We start from the raw sequence: 15,363 nt of genomic DNA, 5'->3' as shown, positions 1-15,363 counted from the left end.
TCGGACGTCGGAGCGGAGATCGGCGAGAGCGGAGATCGGCGAGAGCGAAGGCCGCCCGACACAACGGGGTGAACCCGCTGCGCCGGACGGACGAATATTCTGCTCAGACCAGATCGAAGCGATCCAACTGCATTACTTTGTCCCACGCAGCGACGAAGTCGTGCACGAACTTCTCGCGGGCATCGTCCGACGCGTAGACCTCGGCCAGGGCGCGCAGTTCGGAGTTCGAGCCGAAGACGAGGTCGTTACGGGTACCGGACCACTTCACTTCTCCCGTCGCCGCGTCCTTGCCCTCGTAGATGCCGTCCTCCGACGTGGGAACCCACTCTGTGCCCATGTCGAGGAGATTCACGAAGAAGTCGTTGGTCAAGGTTCCCGGACGCGTCGTCAGGACTCCGTGTTCGGACTTTTTGTGGTTTGCTCCCAGCGCTCGAAGACCGCCGACCAGCACTGTCATCTCGGGCGCACTGAGAGTCAACAGGTTAGCTTTGTCGACCAAGGAGTACTCGGCCGGAAGACGCTGACCCTTGCCTACGTAGTTGCGGAATCCGTCCGACTTGGGTTCGAGAGCGGCGAACGACTCGACGTCGGTCTGGTCCTGGGCTGCATCTGTACGCCCCGGAGTGAACGGCACCGTGACATCGTGGCCGGCGCTCTGCGCGGCATCTTCGACGGCGGCACATCCGCCGAGGACGACGAGGTCGGCGAATGATATTTTCGCTGTTCCCGCAGCATCGAAGGTCTCCTTGATTCCTTCCAGAACACGAATCGCGTTTGCCAGTTCGTCCGGTTCGTTGACCTCCCATCCGGCCTGTGGCTGCAGGCGAAGACGCCCACCGTTGGCGCCTCCACGCTTGTCACTGCCCCGAAACGACGACGCTGCAGCCCATGCTGTGGAAATCAACTGTGGTCCGGTCAGCTCCGAAGCGAGGATGACGCTCTTGAGTTTTGCGATGTCTGCTTCGCCGACCGGTTCATGATCGCGCGCCGGGATCGGGTCCTGCCACAGGAGGGTCTCGCTGGGAACCTCGGGACCGAGGTAGCGGGAGACCGGCCCCAGGTCACGATGGGTCAACTTGAACCAGACCTTCGAGAACTCCTCGGCCAGTTCCTCAGGGTGATCGAGCCAACGTCGAGTGATCTGCTCGTAGATCGGGTCGACGCGCATCGCGATGTCACTGGTCAGCATCATCGGAGCGTGCCGCTTGGCAGGGTCGGCGGGGTCGGGAACGAGATCGGATGCAGCACCGTCCTTCGGACGCCACTGCCAAGCACCACCCGGACCCTTGTGGACCTCCCACTCGTAGCCGTACAGCGTTTCGAGGAAAGTGTTGTCCCAGGTCGTCGGAGTCGGCGTCCAGGTACCTTCGATGCCACTGGTGATGGCATCTGCGCCGACGCCCGTGCCGTAGCTGTTCTTCCAGCCGAGACCCATCTGCTCGAGCGGTGCGGCCTCTGGCTCTGGGCCTATGTGTGGCTCAGGATCGGCTGCACCGTGAACTTTGCCGAAGGTGTGGCCGCCAACTGCCAACGCAGCGGTTTCGATATCGTTCATCGCCATCTTGCCGAACGTGTCGCGGATATCGACGGCGGAACCCGCGGGATCGGGCTCGCCGTTCGGGCCCTCGGGGTTGACATAGATCAGACCCATTTGGACAGCGGCCAGAGGATTCTCCAGTTCCCGCTCGCCCGTGTAGCGCTCGTCGCCGAGCCATGTCTGTTCCGGTCCCCAGTACACGTCCTCGTCGGGCTCCCAGACGTCGACGCGGCCTCCGGCGAATCCGTAGGTCGGCAATCCCATCGATTCGATCGCCACGTTTCCGGTGAGGACGATGAGATCGGCCCACGAGAGCTTGTTGCCGTACTTCTTCTTGACAGGCCAGATCAGTCTGCGAGCCTTGTCGAGACTGGCGTTGTCCGGCCAGCTGTTCAGCGGAGCGAATCTTTGCATCCCCGCGCCAGCACCGCCGCGTCCGTCCTGGATCCTGTACGTGCCCGCTGCGTGCCAGGCCATACGTACGAAAAATGGTCCGTAGTGACCGAAGTCCGCGGGCCACCATGGCTGTGAGTCCGTCATCAAGGCCGCAAGGTCGGCCTTGACCTCGGCCAGATCGAGCTTGGCGAACTCAGCGGCGTAGTCGAAGTTATCGCCCATTGGGTTACCCACAGCCGGGTTCTTCTTGAGAATCCGTAGGTTGAGGCTCTGCGGCCACCAATCACGATTGCTCGAACCCTCACTCGGGTGTAGCTGCCGATCATGAAGAACTGGGCAGGCGCCTCCCTCTTGGGGCTGGTCCTGGTTCATCTCTTTTTCGCGAGTGGTGTGGTCTTCAGACACGAGATTCCTTCCGGGGCTGGCGGATCGAACCGATCATGATTGTGATCGTGAACTCTGTGGGGGCGCGCAATCGGGGCAGATGCCCCAGAACACGACCTCGGCTTCGTGTACTGCGAATCCTCGAGTGTCGGACGCGGTGAGGCAGGGAGCCGATCCGACCGTGCAATCGACGTCGGAGATGGCCCCGCACGAGGTGCATACGAGGTGATGGTGATTGTCGCCGACTCTGGACTCGTACCGCGCCACGGAACCGGCGGGTTGGATGCGGCGAACGAGCTGTGCGGCAGTCAAGGCGCTGAGCACGTCGTAGACGGCTTGCCTGGAGACGACCGGCAGTTCAGCGCGAACTACGGCATGTATGGACTCGGTGTCCGAGTGCGGGTACGTGTGCACCGCGTCGAGCACCTCGATGCGAGGGCGCGTGACACGAAGTGCTGCATCGCGCAACATCTCCCGGTAGTTGGGCCTCGAAGTCACCCCTGTGATACGACTCTCATTTCTTGAACAAGTCAAGTATTCGACCGATACCCGCCTATACCTCGGAAGGACTCTCGGGTCATCGCCGCACCCAGTTCGAAGTCCCCGTCGATCTCGAACTCGTGGTAGACAGATCGCGTTCGGATGAGCGTTCGAGGTCGGGTGGTCGGAGATGGTGGGCAACAGCAGCGTGTGGTCGCGCCCGAACCAATCGATGCGCCCGTCGTCGATCGTCAGCGTCCTGTTCGTTCTCGGCATGGTGACCGGTTGGCTTTTGCTGTACTCGGTCAGCATTCTCGGTGCGCTCTGGAGAATGCGGGAGCCCAACGCGCCTGCCCCGGTGCTGAGCGTGTCGGATCAACGTGCCGACCTCATTGCGCTGGCGGTCCAGATGTCGTTGGGGTTGATAGCGATCGGGCTGACTCTTGTCCTGCGGCGACGCACTCTCGCTACTGTGTTACCCGAGCGCCAGGGAACTGCTCTCGATGCGTCCATCGCATGGTGCGCGGCCATCGCAGGTGCATCAGCGGTCGTGTTGGTGCTCGGCCAGCTAGGTATTGCGCGGTTCGACTTCTCGGTGCCGGCGGTCGTGGAGTCACCCTGGCTGGCTGTCGCTTCCGCGTTGGCAACCGGGTTGCGTGAGGAGCCACTCCTAGCGGCGCTGCCCGTTCTCCTTCTCGCGGGTCGACTACCGATCGGATGGATCATGGTTCTCGCCGCCACCATGCGAGGCTTGCTCTACGTGTACTTCGGCTTCGGCGGGTTCGTGTGGGCATTCCTCTGGGGCGCAGCTGCGGTGTGGGTTTATTTCCGGTTCCGAAGGCTGTGGGTCCTGATACTTCTCCACGGTCTGGTGATGAACATGCAAGCCCTCGACCGCGTCATCGCCGACGACAATGCAGCGACCATTTTGCAATGGTGCAACATCCTGGTCCTTTTCGGTGCGTTGCTGTATTGGCTCGTACCACGTGCGCTCGACGCGGTGCTGCCGGGCGAATCGGCGATCCCTTCGATCGGTGGGCACACCGGCTCGGACGCGGTTGCCGTGCACGAAGTTCCGCCGACAGTGCAGCTTCCCACCGAAGATGCAGACAGAGTGTGACCGGTCGAGCGATCGAAAAAGATTGTGGGATATGGCAATGAGCACAAGTCGATCAGCCCGACGCCTCGGTGAGTCGTTGCCTGGCGTCGGTATATGTATGGGTGCCGGGGTAGGTATCACTATCGGCGTCGCCGTCGGCGGCGCGCCCGGTATAGCAGTCGGAATCGTTGTGGGCGCAAGTCTGGGACTGGTTGGAGGGTCGATCGCGTCGTTGTGGACCCGGTATTCGCGCGAGAGCTCGGCGTTGCGCGATGAGTAGGATGTAGCAACCGTTCCGCACACCGACCGAGGAGTTGTCGATGCCCGATTCCGACCAGCAGGTCGTTGCGGCGTTCGGCATCCATTCCGGTGGTTCCGGTGTTCGATCCGACGGCGAAGTCCTGTGGAACGTTCGCGGACAATATTGCGTCCCGACATGGATTCCGTCGTGATCGCGGACGAACGGTTGGAACGTTCGTCGATCGTGTCCGCATTATCGGAATTCGATTTTCGGCGGATGGCAGTCGGCGACATGCGAGCTGCCGCTGTGGCCATAGCCATCGGTGGTGAACCGTACCGACGACGGATGCTTCTCACCATGCGTCCCTCGCGTCTGCGCGCTCATCCGGGGCAGTTTGCTTTACCAGGAGGTGGCATAGACCCGGGGGAGTCGGCTGAGGATGCTTGCCTGCGTGAACTCGGCGAGGAGCTGAACGTGCATGTTTCTCCACACGACGTCCTTGGCAGGCTCGACGATTACGGCACTCGATCCGGGTATGTGATCACGCCGTTCGTCGTGTGGGTTGGCGATACGTTGAAGCAGGTCGTGCCGAACGTCGTCGAGGTCGAGATCGTGTACGAGGTCGAGGCCTCGGAGATCGATATAGACCCGAGATTCGTGGCGATCCCGGAATCCGAACGGCCCGTCATCCAATGGCCGTTCCGAGATTCGCTGGTACACGCGCCGACGGGTGCGGTCGTTCACCAGTTCCGCGAAGTCGTCTTCCATCGGCGTCATACTCGCGTGGCAGACTTCGAGCAACCGGTGTTCGCGTGGCGGTGACTTTTCACCCACGTGTGAATACCAATCCAGCCTCAATCAGGGCGTCGACGACAAAGAATCGAGGTGTGGGTGGTGAGCGATCCGGGTTCCGATGCCGATCTCAGTAGTCGGGTTCTCACTGTGCCGAACGTGCTCAGCACACTTCGGTTGCTGGCGATTCCACTGTTTCTCTATCTGCTCCTCGTTCCTGAAGCAGATGGATGGGCGCTGACAGTCCTGCTGCTCAGCGGTGCAACCGACTGGCTAGACGGAAAGCTTGCACGGGCGCTCGATCAGTCGTCGCAACTGGGCGCGCTTCTGGACCCGTTGGTGGACCGATTGTCGGTCGTCAGTGCTCTCGCTGTATTCGTTGCCCGTGGGATCATTCCGTGGTGGGTGGCCGCGATTCTGATCGGACGCGACGTCGTCCTCGCGGGTACTTTGCTGATCTACCGCCGACGCGGACTACCGCCACCCGAGGTGATTTATCTGGGTAAAGCAGCAACCTTCGTGATCATGATCGCCCTTCCTGTGCTGCTCGGTGCCACCGGAGAGTCGGTCGTGGCGGATGTGCTCACGCCGATCGGATATTCGCTGATCATTTGGGGGACCGCTCTCTACACGTGGACCGGAGTGCTCTACACCTACAAAGCATCGATCGTGGCGAAGACGATCCCGAAGAGCCAGAATCAACGTGTTTCGTGATGCGTAAACCACCGATACGCAACCCGACGCCTTCACTGCTGAAGTCGTTGATGAGCGAGCACCTCGACCCAGGGTATGCAGCCGCTTCGGCAACCAAATCGTCGAAATCCACTCGGTCCACTATGGACGTAGTCCTCGCCATCGTCGGCGTAGTTCTCATCGGCACCGTCTTCGGTGTGGCGCTATCTCGAGTCGACGTCCTCAGGTCGGACGCGTCCGGTCAAGCGCACGACTTGGTGGAGACGGTACGCGAGGCAGAAAGCCGGTCCGACGCGATGGAACGAACTCGGTCCACTCTCGCCGGTGAGGTCGAGTCAGCCCGGTCGAGCGTCTTACAGAGCGACAATGATGGCGCATCGATTCTGAGTTCACTGAGGAACATCGAGTCTGCGGCAGGTGCCGAAACTTCGTCCGGTGCGGGCATCTCCGTCGTGGTCACCGAGCCGCCTGCCTCGGCAAACCTGTCCGATGTTTCGCAGAAGAAACGCGGAAACTCGGCGGCCACCGTACTGGACCGAGATCTCCAAGTAGTCGTGAATTCACTGTGGGCGAGTGGCGCCGAGGCGATTGCCGTCGACGGTATCCGAATCGGCCCGAACGTCACGATCAGACAGGCGGGTGGCGCCATGCTGGTAGACAATCATCCAGTCTTCTCCCCGTACGCGATCGATGCGATCGGGTCGCCCGAGCAACTACAGGTTCGATTTGCGGTAAGTGATGCCCACCTGCGAATGTCAGCGCTCGCTCAGCTCTACGATGTCGGCTTCGAAGTGCGGTCCGAGGATTCACTCGAACTGCCCGCAGCGGCAGTCAGGACTGCCCCGCGTGTACAGCAGGAAGGCGGAAGGTGACACAGGAACGTAACGAAGGGGTAGCGGCAAACTCTATGTCCGACGACCGTGCTACACATGCTCTGAACAGGCGCGGCGGCGGGTTGGTTCTGCTGGCATTCCTGGCTCTCGGGATCGGGGTACTGATCGGAACCGTGTCCGGCCCGCAGATTCCCGGTGCAGTCGCTCCGTATCTACCGATCGCCGTAGTCGCTGCGCTCGATGCGGTCTTCGGCGGCCTCAGAGCGTATCTGGACGAAATTTTCGATTCCAAGGTCTTCGTAGTCTCGTTCGTCTTCAACGTGCTCGTTGCAGCACTCATAGTGTGGCTGGGAGATCAGCTCGGAGTGGGTACACAGCTATCGACGGCCATAGTCGTGGTTCTGGGCATCCGGATCTTCGGAAATGCCGCAGCCTTGCGCCGTCGACTGTTCGGAGCCTGACCGCAGTGGCACGAGAGGGAAGGCACGAGTTCCACGGTAATCGGCGCCGACGCAGGACGATTGTGTTCGGTTCGCTGACGATCGTGTTGATGATCGCCCTCGGGATCGGCTTGGCTGCGCAGGTTCGCGTGAACGACAGTGAGAATTCACTCGACAGCGCGCGCCCTGGAGATCTTCTCGTCCTTCTGGACAACTTGGGTCGTAGAGAAGCCGCGCTCCGTGAAGACATCACGTCGCTACAGGACACGCTGGCGACACTGCAGCAGGAGGACGGCGGCTCCGGTGCCGCGCTCACCGAAGCGCGCGCGCGTCTCGACGCCTTGTCGGTACTGGTAGGGACCGTTCCCGCGACGGGTCCAGGCATCGTGATGACGGTGGAAGACCCGCGCACCGGCGTCGGTTCGGAGGTCCTGGTGGACGCGTTGCAGGAGCTGCGAGCGGCAGGCGCGGAGACGGTGCAGATCGCCGGCAGTGACAACGATGGAGTGCGTATCGGATTGGACTCGTGGATAGCGGGAAGCGCAGGGGCGGTCGTCGTGGACGGGCAGAAGGTAAGTGCACCGTTCGTCTACACCGCAGTCGGTGATCCGGCGACGTTGGCCGCAGCATTGGATATTCCTGGCGGGGTGGTCGATACGGTAGCCAGGAATGGAGGTCAATGCCGGATTTTACAATCGGAGCAGGTCACCGTGTCCGCCTTGCGGGACCCATGATCACGTCAATACGCTCATCGAGCAAAACCCAGCATCACCGTCCGGTGAGCTCAGACGAAAGGACTGCCGAGTTGAGCGAGATCGAGCTGCCTGCCGATTTGTTCTACACACCTGAACACGAGTGGGTACAACGAGTAAGCCCATCCACCGTCCGCGTTGGTATCACCGACTACGCACAGGCGCAGTTGGGTGATGTCGTGTTCGTCCAGCTGCCCTCCGTCGGTGAGGAAGTCACAGCCGGCTCCTCCATGGGCGAGGTCGAATCGACCAAAAGTGTGTCCGACGTGTTCGCACCCCTGACCGCCAAAGTTATTGCCGTCAACGAAGTTCTGGAGGCAGATCCGGAAAAGGTGAATTCGGGACCCTACACCGACGGGTGGTTGGTCGAGCTGGAGGTCTCCTCGGTAGAGGTCTTGGACGCGGCAGTGTCAGAGATGCTCGATGCGGACGGATATGCTGCCATTACGACCGAGTAACTAGCGGACGCGAGCTGAAGCAACCGTCTACACCCATGCCCGTCCGCAAGGTACGGTCGTTGTTGTGCAGTTGTCGTGTCGGGGCGCAGGTCCGTAGGAACACAGAACAAGCAAACTATTTTGCGTCGACCGTGGTGTGAGTCGCCAGGGTGCAGAGGACTGAGAAGGAGAAACGGTGAGCGAGAACGACAACGACGGCATCTACGGAGAGTCGCCAGCGGAAACCACTTCGGTTTTTCGTGCGGATTTCCTGCAGGAGCTGGACAACTCGGCGACGAGCCAGACCTCGGAGGCCCCGGTGTCGGGTGTGGAAGGCCTGCCCGTCGGATCTGCTCTTCTCGTCGTGAAGAGGGGACCCAATGCAGGGTCACGATTCCTACTGGACCAGCCGACGACTTCTGCCGGCCGTCATCCGGACAGTGACATCTTCTTGGACGATGTCACTGTGAGTCGGCGTCATGCCGAGTTCCGTCAGGACGAGAACGAGTTTCAGGTGGTCGACGTCGGAAGCCTCAACGGAACTTATGTCAACCGCGAGCCTGTCGACTCGGCTGTGCTCACCAACGGTGACGAGGTCCAGATCGGCAAGTTCCGCCTGGTATTCCTGACCGGTCCACGCGGCGGCGCCGGATCCCAGGTCGGCGAATCGTCTGCGGGTGCGGGCAGCCAGTGACCGCCGTCGGGCAGCAGTCTCCCGGGGGGATGTCGATTGGCTCCGTCCTCGATCGACTTCGGCCCGACTTTCCTGACGTCACGATTTCGAAGATTCGATTCCTCGAAGCGGAGGGGTTGATTTCGCCCGAGCGCACAGCGTCCGGATATCGCCGTTTCTCCATCGCCGATTGCGAGCGGTTGAGATATGTATTGACGGCGCAGCGAGATCAATACCTTCCGCTGAAGGTGATCAAAGAGCAGCTCGAAGCCATCGACAGTGGTGTTGCACGCGTCGAGCGTGCAGAGGACGCGCCTCGTAGACCCCGTGGCCTCAGTATTGCTCCCGGTGAAGTGTCGCCTGAAGAGTTTCTCGCTGATCGTGAGGTCAGAGTCAGCAAGGCTGACCTCATGGAACGAGCGGGTGTCGACGAGACTTTCGTAACCGAACTCATTCGCGGCGGCCTACTGACGCCGGGTCAGGCCGGTTTCTACGATGAGGGCTCGATAACCCTTGCGCGGACTGCGAAAGCGATGTTGCAGTTCGGTCTCGAGGTTCGGCACCTACGAGCCTTTAAATTGGCTGCCGATCGGGAAGCCGGTTTGGTAGCGCAAATCGCCGGACCAGTTGCGAAGGGCCGAGATGCGGGAGCGCGGGACCGAGCCGAAGAAATGATCAGAGAGCTGGCTGCGCTGTCATTGACGCTGCACACTTGTCTGGTCAAGGCCGCGGTGCGCGGTGCGCTCGATCGCTGAGCGTTCGCCTCGTTTCCTGTTCATCCCTAGGCCACCCTCCGCATGGCGGTCGATTCCAATAGACTCGGCTGCAGTAGGCGGACCCAGACCTGCGGCCCGATTTTCAACGCATATGGGAGGCAGAGGCAATGAGTGAGATGCGTGTTGTCGGTATTCGTGTCGAGCAGCCTCAAAATCAGCCCGTCCTGCTGCTGCGTGAAGCCGATGGAGAGCGGTATCTGCCGATCTGGATCGGGCAGACCGAAGCGGCGGCCATTGTGCTCGAGCAGCAGGGCGTGCAACCGGGCAGACCCCTGACGCACGACTTGATCAAGGACTTGATCGGCGCTTTGGGACACACGTTGAAGGAAGTTCGCATCGTGGACCTTCAGGAGGGCACGTTCTATGCGGATCTGGTCTTCGACAAGGACATCCGTGTTTCGGCCCGTCCATCGGATTCTATCGCGATCGCGTTGCGGGCCGGCGTACCTATATTTGCCGATGAGCCTGTCCTTTCCGAAGCCGGACTCCTGATGCCTAACGAGCGCGAGGACGAAGTCGAGAAGTTCAAGGAGTTTCTGGAATCGGTTTCACCGGATGATTTCAAGGCCACGGACGGCTGAACTGATCGATTCGGTAACGGAAGAGTCTCAACCTCAACTTTAGGTTCAGGTTTACGGCGCGTTGCGTTGATTGTCCCTCCTCGGCCCCATAGCGTTCCCCATGTGAAGTACAGAAGTCGACGATCGTGTGTCGTTGGTTCGCGCCGAGGCGTACTCTTGCCGGGTACGCGGAGTGGATTTCACGCAGAAGTACACCGGGATCACTCCCGGTCGGACCTCTATCGTCGTCATGGTCCGAACAGCAGCGTCGAGACATCCGAAGAGGGAGCAAGTAAGTGGAAGATCAGCCGCAGGGACGCCACCACGGTTCATCGAGCATTGTGCCGGACGACGCTGAATCGGTGGACACCTCGAACGCAGATCTGCCGACGCAGCCTGCGGCAGACGCCACGGTGACACCCTTCGTGCCTGATTTTCAGCCGGGGCTGTTCCCGGATGACTCCGTTCCGGACGAACTGGTGGGCTACCGAGTTCCGAGTGCATGCCAGATAGCGGGAATCACCTATCGTCAACTCGACTACTGGGCTCGTACTGGGCTGGTAGTTCCGTCCATTCGCAGCGCAGCTGGTTCCGGTAGTCAACGCCTTTACTCCTTCAAGGACATGCTGGTTCTGAAGATCGTCAAGCGCTTACTCGACACTGGCATTTCGTTGCAGAACATACGAGTCGCGGTAGATCACCTTCGTAAGCGCGGCGTCGGAGATTTGGCAAACATCACCCTGTTCTCCGACGGCACCACTGTGTACGAGTGCACGTCCGCGGAGGAAGTAGTCGATTTACTGCAGGGCGGCCAAGGGGTCTTCGGTATCGCCGTCAACGGAGCGATGCGCGAACTGACCGGTCTTATTGCCGACTTCCCAGCCGAGCGTGCAGACGGCGGAGAGTCCGAGGCGAGTCCCGAGGATGAGCTCGCCTCCCGCCGCAAGACTCGGGCCAGCTGCAAGACAGGATAGACTTCGAGCGTCGCGCTTGCGCGGGAGAGTTCCGGGGCAGCCAGTCTCGGACGCCGAAGGAGCAATACCTCCCCGTCAATCTCTCAGGCACACGGACCGTGTGAGCTTCGACGTCTCTGGAAAGTGATGGGAGCACCCATCCGCCCAAGGTGAAAAGACGTTCGGACAGCTCCTAGGGTCCGGATCGGCTGAATCTCTCAGGCGCTCGTTTCGGTGAGCACGCGACAGAGGGGGAGGATCCGGCCCTGTCGTACGCACACCTTGGAGCGCCCCCGTGACCGAAAGTTCTTCTAGCACAACTGATCCGAAATCGGTAAAGGCATTGTTCGCCGACCGACACATTGGCCCGGACAGTAACGAACTCGAACGAATACTTCACGTTGTCGGCGTCGTGTCGTTGGACGAACTGGCGACCCGCGCAGTGCCGAGGTCAATTCTCGATCCTGCGTCGTCGTCAGGTATCAGTGACGGTCTCGAAACACTCCCGGAGCCAGTGGGCGAACATCAAGCCCTCGCCGAGTTGGCCGCCCTTGCTTCGCAGAACACAGTGGCGACGTCGATGATCGGGCTCGGCTACTACGACACACTCACGCCTCCGGTGTTGACTCGCGGAATACTCGAAAACCCAGCGTGGTACACCGCCTATACGCCCTACCAGCCGGAGATAAGCCAAGGTCGCTTGGAGGCGCTGCTCAACTTTCAAACGATGGTGTCCGATCTGACCGGAATGGAAGTGGCCAACGCGTCGATGCTCGACGAGTCCACTGCGGCCGCTGAGGCCATGACGCTTCTTCGCCGGGCGAATCGCAAGTCGACGTCGTCGCGTTTCCTCGTGGACATCGACGTGTTCCCGCAGACTCGTGCGATCCTCGAAACCAGGGCTGAGCCGCTGGGCATCGAATTGGTGTCGACCGATCTGGCCAAGGGCCTTCCTGAAGGTGACTTCTTCGGCGTGCTTGCGCAGACGCCCGGCGCCTCGGGTGCGTTGGTCGACCACACGGAGACGATCACGCGAGCGCACGAAGCAGGTGCGCTCGTTGCGATCGGTGCAGACCTGTTGGCGCTGACTCTGCTTACCCCTCCAGGTGAAGCGGGTGCGGACGTCTGTTTCGGCACCACTCAGCGTTTCGGTGTTCCCATGGGTTACGGCGGTCCACATGCCGGTTATCTCGCAGTGCATTCGCAACATTCGAGGCAGCTTCCAGGCCGTCTGGTCGGTGTGTCCGTCGACGCGGACGGAGACCTCGCCTACCGGCTTGCCCTGCAGACCAGGGAGCAGCACATCCGTCGTGAGAAGGCGACCTCGAACATCTGCACCGCTCAGGTTCTGCTGGCGATAGTGGCAGCAATGTACGCCAGCTATCACGGAAGCGAAGGACTGCGAGCGATTGCGCGCCAAGTAAATTCGCACGCGCGACGGCTTGCCGGCGGCCTGTCGAATTCTGGCGTCGAGCTGATTTCGAACGATTTCTTCGACACGGTCACGGCGATCGTTCCGGGACGCGCGCAGGGCATCGTCGATGCGGCCAAGAGCGCCGGTATCAATCTTCGATTCATCGATGCCGACAGAGTCGGAGTGTCCTGCGACGAGGCCACCACCACAGCCCATGTCGACGCAGTTCTGAGTGCCTTCGAAGCGGGTGACTCCGTCTCCGAGTCGACCGAGTCCATTCCGGCGAACCTCGTGCGCACTTCGGAGTTCTTGACCCACCCGGCCTTCACTCGCCACCGATCCGAGACCTCGATGCTTCGCTACCTGCGGATGCTCTCGGACAAAGACATTGCGCTCGACAGAAGCATGATTCCTCTCGGCTCGTGCACGATGAAACTCAACGCAACCGCGGAAATGGAGTCGATCACCTGGCCACAATTCGCACGGTTGCACCCCTTCGCTCCCGATGATGACACGGTAGGAATACGTTCTGTCATAGCCGATGTCGAGAAGTGGTTGGTCGACATCACCGGTTACGACGCGGTGAGTCTGCAGCCCAACGCGGGAAGCCAAGGGGAATATGCAGGATTGCTCGCGATCCGTAATTATCATCTCGGGCGGGGGGACAGCCACCGTGACGTGTGCCTGATTCCGTCGAGCGCACACGGCACGAACGCTGCCTCTGCCGTCATGGTCGGTATGAAGGTCGTCGTGGTGGCCTGCCGCAGCAACGGCGACGTCGACGTCGATGACCTGCGGGCTAAAATCGATCAGCATTCCGGTTCGTTGGCGGCGATCATGATCACCTATCCGTCGACCCACGGCGTCTACGAACACGAGATCGACGACATCTGCGCACTCGTACACGACGCCGGCGGTCAGGTGTACGTAGACGGGGCAAACTTGAATGCTCTTGTCGGCCTTGCCCGCCCGGGCCGTTTCGGTGGTGACGTAAGCCATCTGAATCTGCACAAGACGTTCTGCATTCCGCACGGTGGCGGCGGCCCCGGTGTCGGTCCGATCGGAGTACGCAGTCACCTGCAGCCGTACCTCCCCGGGCACCCCCTGCGAGCCGACCTCGGTGGCGGTCCCGCGGTATCGGGCGCGCCGTTCGGCAGTGCTTCGATTCTCACCATCACGTGGGCGTATATCCGCATGATGGGCGCGGTGGGGCTGCGTCGCGCGACACTCACCGCCATCGCGTCGGCAAACTACATAGCCCGGCGTTTGGACGAGCACTTTCCGGTTCTCTACACCGGCGACAACGGGATGGTCGCGCACGAGTGCATCCTCGATCTTCGAGGGTTGACCAAAGCGACTGGCGTCACGGTCGACGATGTCGCCAAGCGTCTTGCCGACTATGGGTTCCATGCGCCGACGATGAGCTTCCCCGTCGCAGGCACTTTGATGGTCGAGCCGACCGAGAGTGAAAATCTGGACGAGATAGATGCCTTCTGCGATGCCATGATCGCGATCCGCGCTGAGATCGATCGAGTCGGCGCAGGGGAGTGGCCAGTGGAAGACAACCCGCTTCGTGGTGCGCCGCACACTGCGAAGAGCCTCGTGGGTGAATGGAATCACCCGTATTCGAGGGCCGAGGCAGTGTTCCCCGACGCAGTGAACGGAAGGGCGAAGGTCTGGCCGTCAGTGCGAAGAATCGATGGGGCACACGGAGATCGAAACCTGGTGTGCTCTTGCCCGCCGATCGAGGCCTTCGCCTGAATCTATGCTCCGACGAGTTGCAGCATCGAGATTTCCGGCGGTGCTGCAACTCGTACAGGAGGACCCCACGCTCCGGCGCCGCGCGTGGTGAACAGGGTCGTGCCGCCGATTCGGTCCAGTCCCTCGACGCTTGGCTGCTGTAGCGGCACCAGATAGCGCAGCGGCCAAATCTGACCCGCATGGGTGTGTCCGGACACTTGCATGTCCACTCCCATTTCGGAAGCCTCGTGCGCCTGCTTGGGTTGGTGGGCCAGGAGAAGGACGAATCGATCGGACTGACGCCCTTCGAGGGCAACGGTCAGATCTGGTTCGTAAGGCGCGGGTGCTGTCGCGTCGTTGATACCGGCGATGTCGATGCTTACGCCGTTTCGCGTCACTTCCTCCCGATCGTTTCGCAGAACGGTGATCCCCAGAGTTGACCACAAGTCGAGCCACTTGCCACCGTCGTCGGCGTAGAACTCATGGTTGCCACTGACTCCGAAGACGCCCAGTGGTGCCGACAATTCGCGTAGTGGGTTCAGATCGGAGCCGACGAGATCGACGGTCCCATCGATGAGATCACCGTCCAGCAAGATGAGGTCCGGGGCCTGCGCGTTGATATCGTCGACGACCTTCTGAACGAAGGATTCCCCGCGGGCCGGTCCGACATGAAGATCGGACACCAACGCCACTCGCAGCCCGTCGAATTCCGCCGGAAGGCGCTCGAGGGCAACAGTCGTATTCGTGATCCGCGGTTCGCTTGCTTCGAATACTCCATACGTGACTGCGACGACGGACGCGGCGGCAACCAGAGCAGAACCAAGCCTGTTCACCCCAAACCGGATAGCACCGGAATCGCGTCCGCGCAGCGATGACACGATCCGGATCCCGAGGGTGACAACCCCGACGAGCAGGGTTCCCAGTACCAGATACAGAATCACAGCAAGCCAGGTGAGTCCTAGGAAGCCCGGCATGCGAGCCCAACTCGGATCGAACAACTCGCCCGAACCGATACCCACCAGGGCCAGAGCCCACATGATTGCGAGAACGGCATCTGCGACCAAAGAATAGGGTCGGGGGAGTCGAGTCCCGCGCACGAAACGGAGATGAATCACCAAGCATACCAATGCGAGGAAAACACCGAATGCAAGAAGTCGAGTCAT

At 61.0% G+C, this 15,363-nt stretch carries 17 protein-coding genes and 1 riboswitch; of the genes, 14 read left to right on the top strand and 3 right to left on the bottom strand.

The window, feature by feature from the left end; all coding sequences use genetic code 11:
- Nucleotides 1-103 precede the first annotated feature (103 nt).
- Both katG and H2510_RS18655 read right to left on the bottom strand, forming a co-directional pair.
- On the bottom strand, nucleotides 104-2,338 hold the full coding sequence (gene katG / locus H2510_RS18660; RefSeq protein WP_397517389.1) for a catalase/peroxidase HPI: 2,235 nt from the start codon (nucleotides 2,336-2,338) through the stop codon (nucleotides 104-106).
- 33 nt (nucleotides 2,339-2,371) lie between these two features.
- Nucleotides 2,372-2,815, bottom strand: coding sequence for a Fur family transcriptional regulator (locus H2510_RS18655; RefSeq protein WP_315901435.1), 444 nt, complete (start codon nucleotides 2,813-2,815; stop codon nucleotides 2,372-2,374).
- 172 nt (nucleotides 2,816-2,987) lie between these two features.
- Here H2510_RS18655 and H2510_RS18650 point away from each other — a divergent pair, with 172 nt between their 5' ends.
- The 14 genes from H2510_RS18650 (at nucleotide 2,988) to gcvP (ending at nucleotide 14,221) form a co-directional block, all read left to right on the top strand.
- Complete coding sequence (locus H2510_RS18650) at nucleotides 2,988-3,917, top strand: CPBP family intramembrane glutamic endopeptidase (protein ID WP_186629777.1); 930 nt, start codon at nucleotides 2,988-2,990, stop codon at nucleotides 3,915-3,917.
- Between the two features lie 37 nt (nucleotides 3,918-3,954).
- Nucleotides 3,955-4,176 (top strand): hypothetical protein, encoded by a 222-nt coding sequence (locus H2510_RS18645; RefSeq protein ID WP_186629776.1) that lies wholly within the window; start codon nucleotides 3,955-3,957, stop codon nucleotides 4,174-4,176.
- 40 nt (nucleotides 4,177-4,216) lie between these two features.
- Entirely contained in the window at nucleotides 4,217-4,348 is a 132-nt protein-coding gene (locus H2510_RS20955; RefSeq protein ID WP_261393043.1) for a hypothetical protein, read from the top strand.
- The gene (locus H2510_RS18640; protein ID WP_186629775.1) at nucleotides 4,333-4,959 is read left to right on the top strand and encodes a CoA pyrophosphatase; all 627 of its coding nucleotides are present in this window, start codon (nucleotides 4,333-4,335) and stop codon (nucleotides 4,957-4,959) included. The genes H2510_RS20955 and H2510_RS18640 overlap by 16 nt, the downstream gene beginning before the upstream one ends.
- A 72-nt stretch (nucleotides 4,960-5,031) precedes the next feature.
- Nucleotides 5,032-5,643 carry a CDP-alcohol phosphatidyltransferase family protein gene (locus H2510_RS18635; RefSeq protein ID WP_397517388.1) on the top strand — a complete coding sequence of 204 codons (612 nt, stop codon included), beginning with the start codon at nucleotides 5,032-5,034 and terminating at the stop codon, nucleotides 5,641-5,643.
- Nucleotides 5,643-6,494: a DUF881 domain-containing protein gene (locus H2510_RS18630; protein WP_261393042.1), complete on the top strand. Its 852-nt coding sequence runs from the start codon at nucleotides 5,643-5,645 to the stop codon at nucleotides 6,492-6,494. Before H2510_RS18635 ends, H2510_RS18630 begins: the two co-directional genes overlap by 1 nt.
- Before the next feature lie 35 nt (nucleotides 6,495-6,529).
- On the top strand, nucleotides 6,530-6,916 hold the full coding sequence (locus tag H2510_RS18625; protein WP_247596083.1) for a small basic family protein: 387 nt from the start codon (nucleotides 6,530-6,532) through the stop codon (nucleotides 6,914-6,916).
- A gap of 5 nt (nucleotides 6,917-6,921) precedes the next feature.
- Entirely contained in the window at nucleotides 6,922-7,629 is a 708-nt protein-coding gene (locus H2510_RS18620) for a DUF881 domain-containing protein (RefSeq protein ID WP_397517387.1), read from the top strand.
- 71 nt (nucleotides 7,630-7,700) lie between these two features.
- The gene (gene gcvH, locus H2510_RS18615; RefSeq protein ID WP_261393063.1) at nucleotides 7,701-8,105 is read left to right on the top strand and encodes a glycine cleavage system protein GcvH; all 405 of its coding nucleotides are present in this window, start codon (nucleotides 7,701-7,703) and stop codon (nucleotides 8,103-8,105) included.
- Nucleotides 8,106-8,280: 175 nt separating this feature from the next.
- Nucleotides 8,281-8,778: an FHA domain-containing protein gene (locus H2510_RS18610; RefSeq protein WP_136172264.1), complete on the top strand. Its 498-nt coding sequence runs from the start codon at nucleotides 8,281-8,283 to the stop codon at nucleotides 8,776-8,778.
- Complete coding sequence (locus tag H2510_RS18605) at nucleotides 8,775-9,512, top strand: MerR family transcriptional regulator (protein ID WP_084345349.1); 738 nt, start codon at nucleotides 8,775-8,777, stop codon at nucleotides 9,510-9,512. The genes H2510_RS18610 and H2510_RS18605 overlap by 4 nt, the downstream gene beginning before the upstream one ends.
- Before the next feature lie 128 nt (nucleotides 9,513-9,640).
- Complete coding sequence (locus H2510_RS18600) at nucleotides 9,641-10,114, top strand: bifunctional nuclease family protein (RefSeq protein WP_186629773.1); 474 nt, start codon at nucleotides 9,641-9,643, stop codon at nucleotides 10,112-10,114.
- Between the two features lie 362 nt (nucleotides 10,115-10,476).
- Nucleotides 10,477-11,067, top strand: coding sequence for a MerR family transcriptional regulator (locus H2510_RS18595; RefSeq protein ID WP_222438923.1), 591 nt, complete (start codon nucleotides 10,477-10,479; stop codon nucleotides 11,065-11,067).
- An 11-nt stretch (nucleotides 11,068-11,078) separates the two neighbouring features.
- A riboswitch (glycine riboswitch) is annotated at nucleotides 11,079-11,176 on the top strand.
- 165 nt (nucleotides 11,177-11,341) lie between these two features.
- Nucleotides 11,342-14,221, top strand: coding sequence for an aminomethyl-transferring glycine dehydrogenase (gene gcvP / locus H2510_RS18590; protein ID WP_315901434.1), 2,880 nt, complete (start codon nucleotides 11,342-11,344; stop codon nucleotides 14,219-14,221).
- A 2-nt stretch (nucleotides 14,222-14,223) separates the two neighbouring features.
- On the opposite strand, the gene H2510_RS18585 is transcribed toward gcvP, so the two are convergent.
- Nucleotides 14,224-15,363 carry a metallophosphoesterase gene (locus H2510_RS18585; RefSeq protein ID WP_186629771.1) on the bottom strand — a complete coding sequence of 380 codons (1,140 nt, stop codon included), beginning with the start codon at nucleotides 15,361-15,363 and terminating at the stop codon, nucleotides 14,224-14,226.

Source organism: Rhodococcus sp. BP22 (genome assembly GCF_014281965.1).
In the GTDB taxonomy this organism is placed as follows: domain Bacteria; phylum Actinomycetota; class Actinomycetes; order Mycobacteriales; family Mycobacteriaceae; genus Rhodococcoides.
This window is presented reverse-complemented; position numbering and strand designations above follow the sequence as displayed.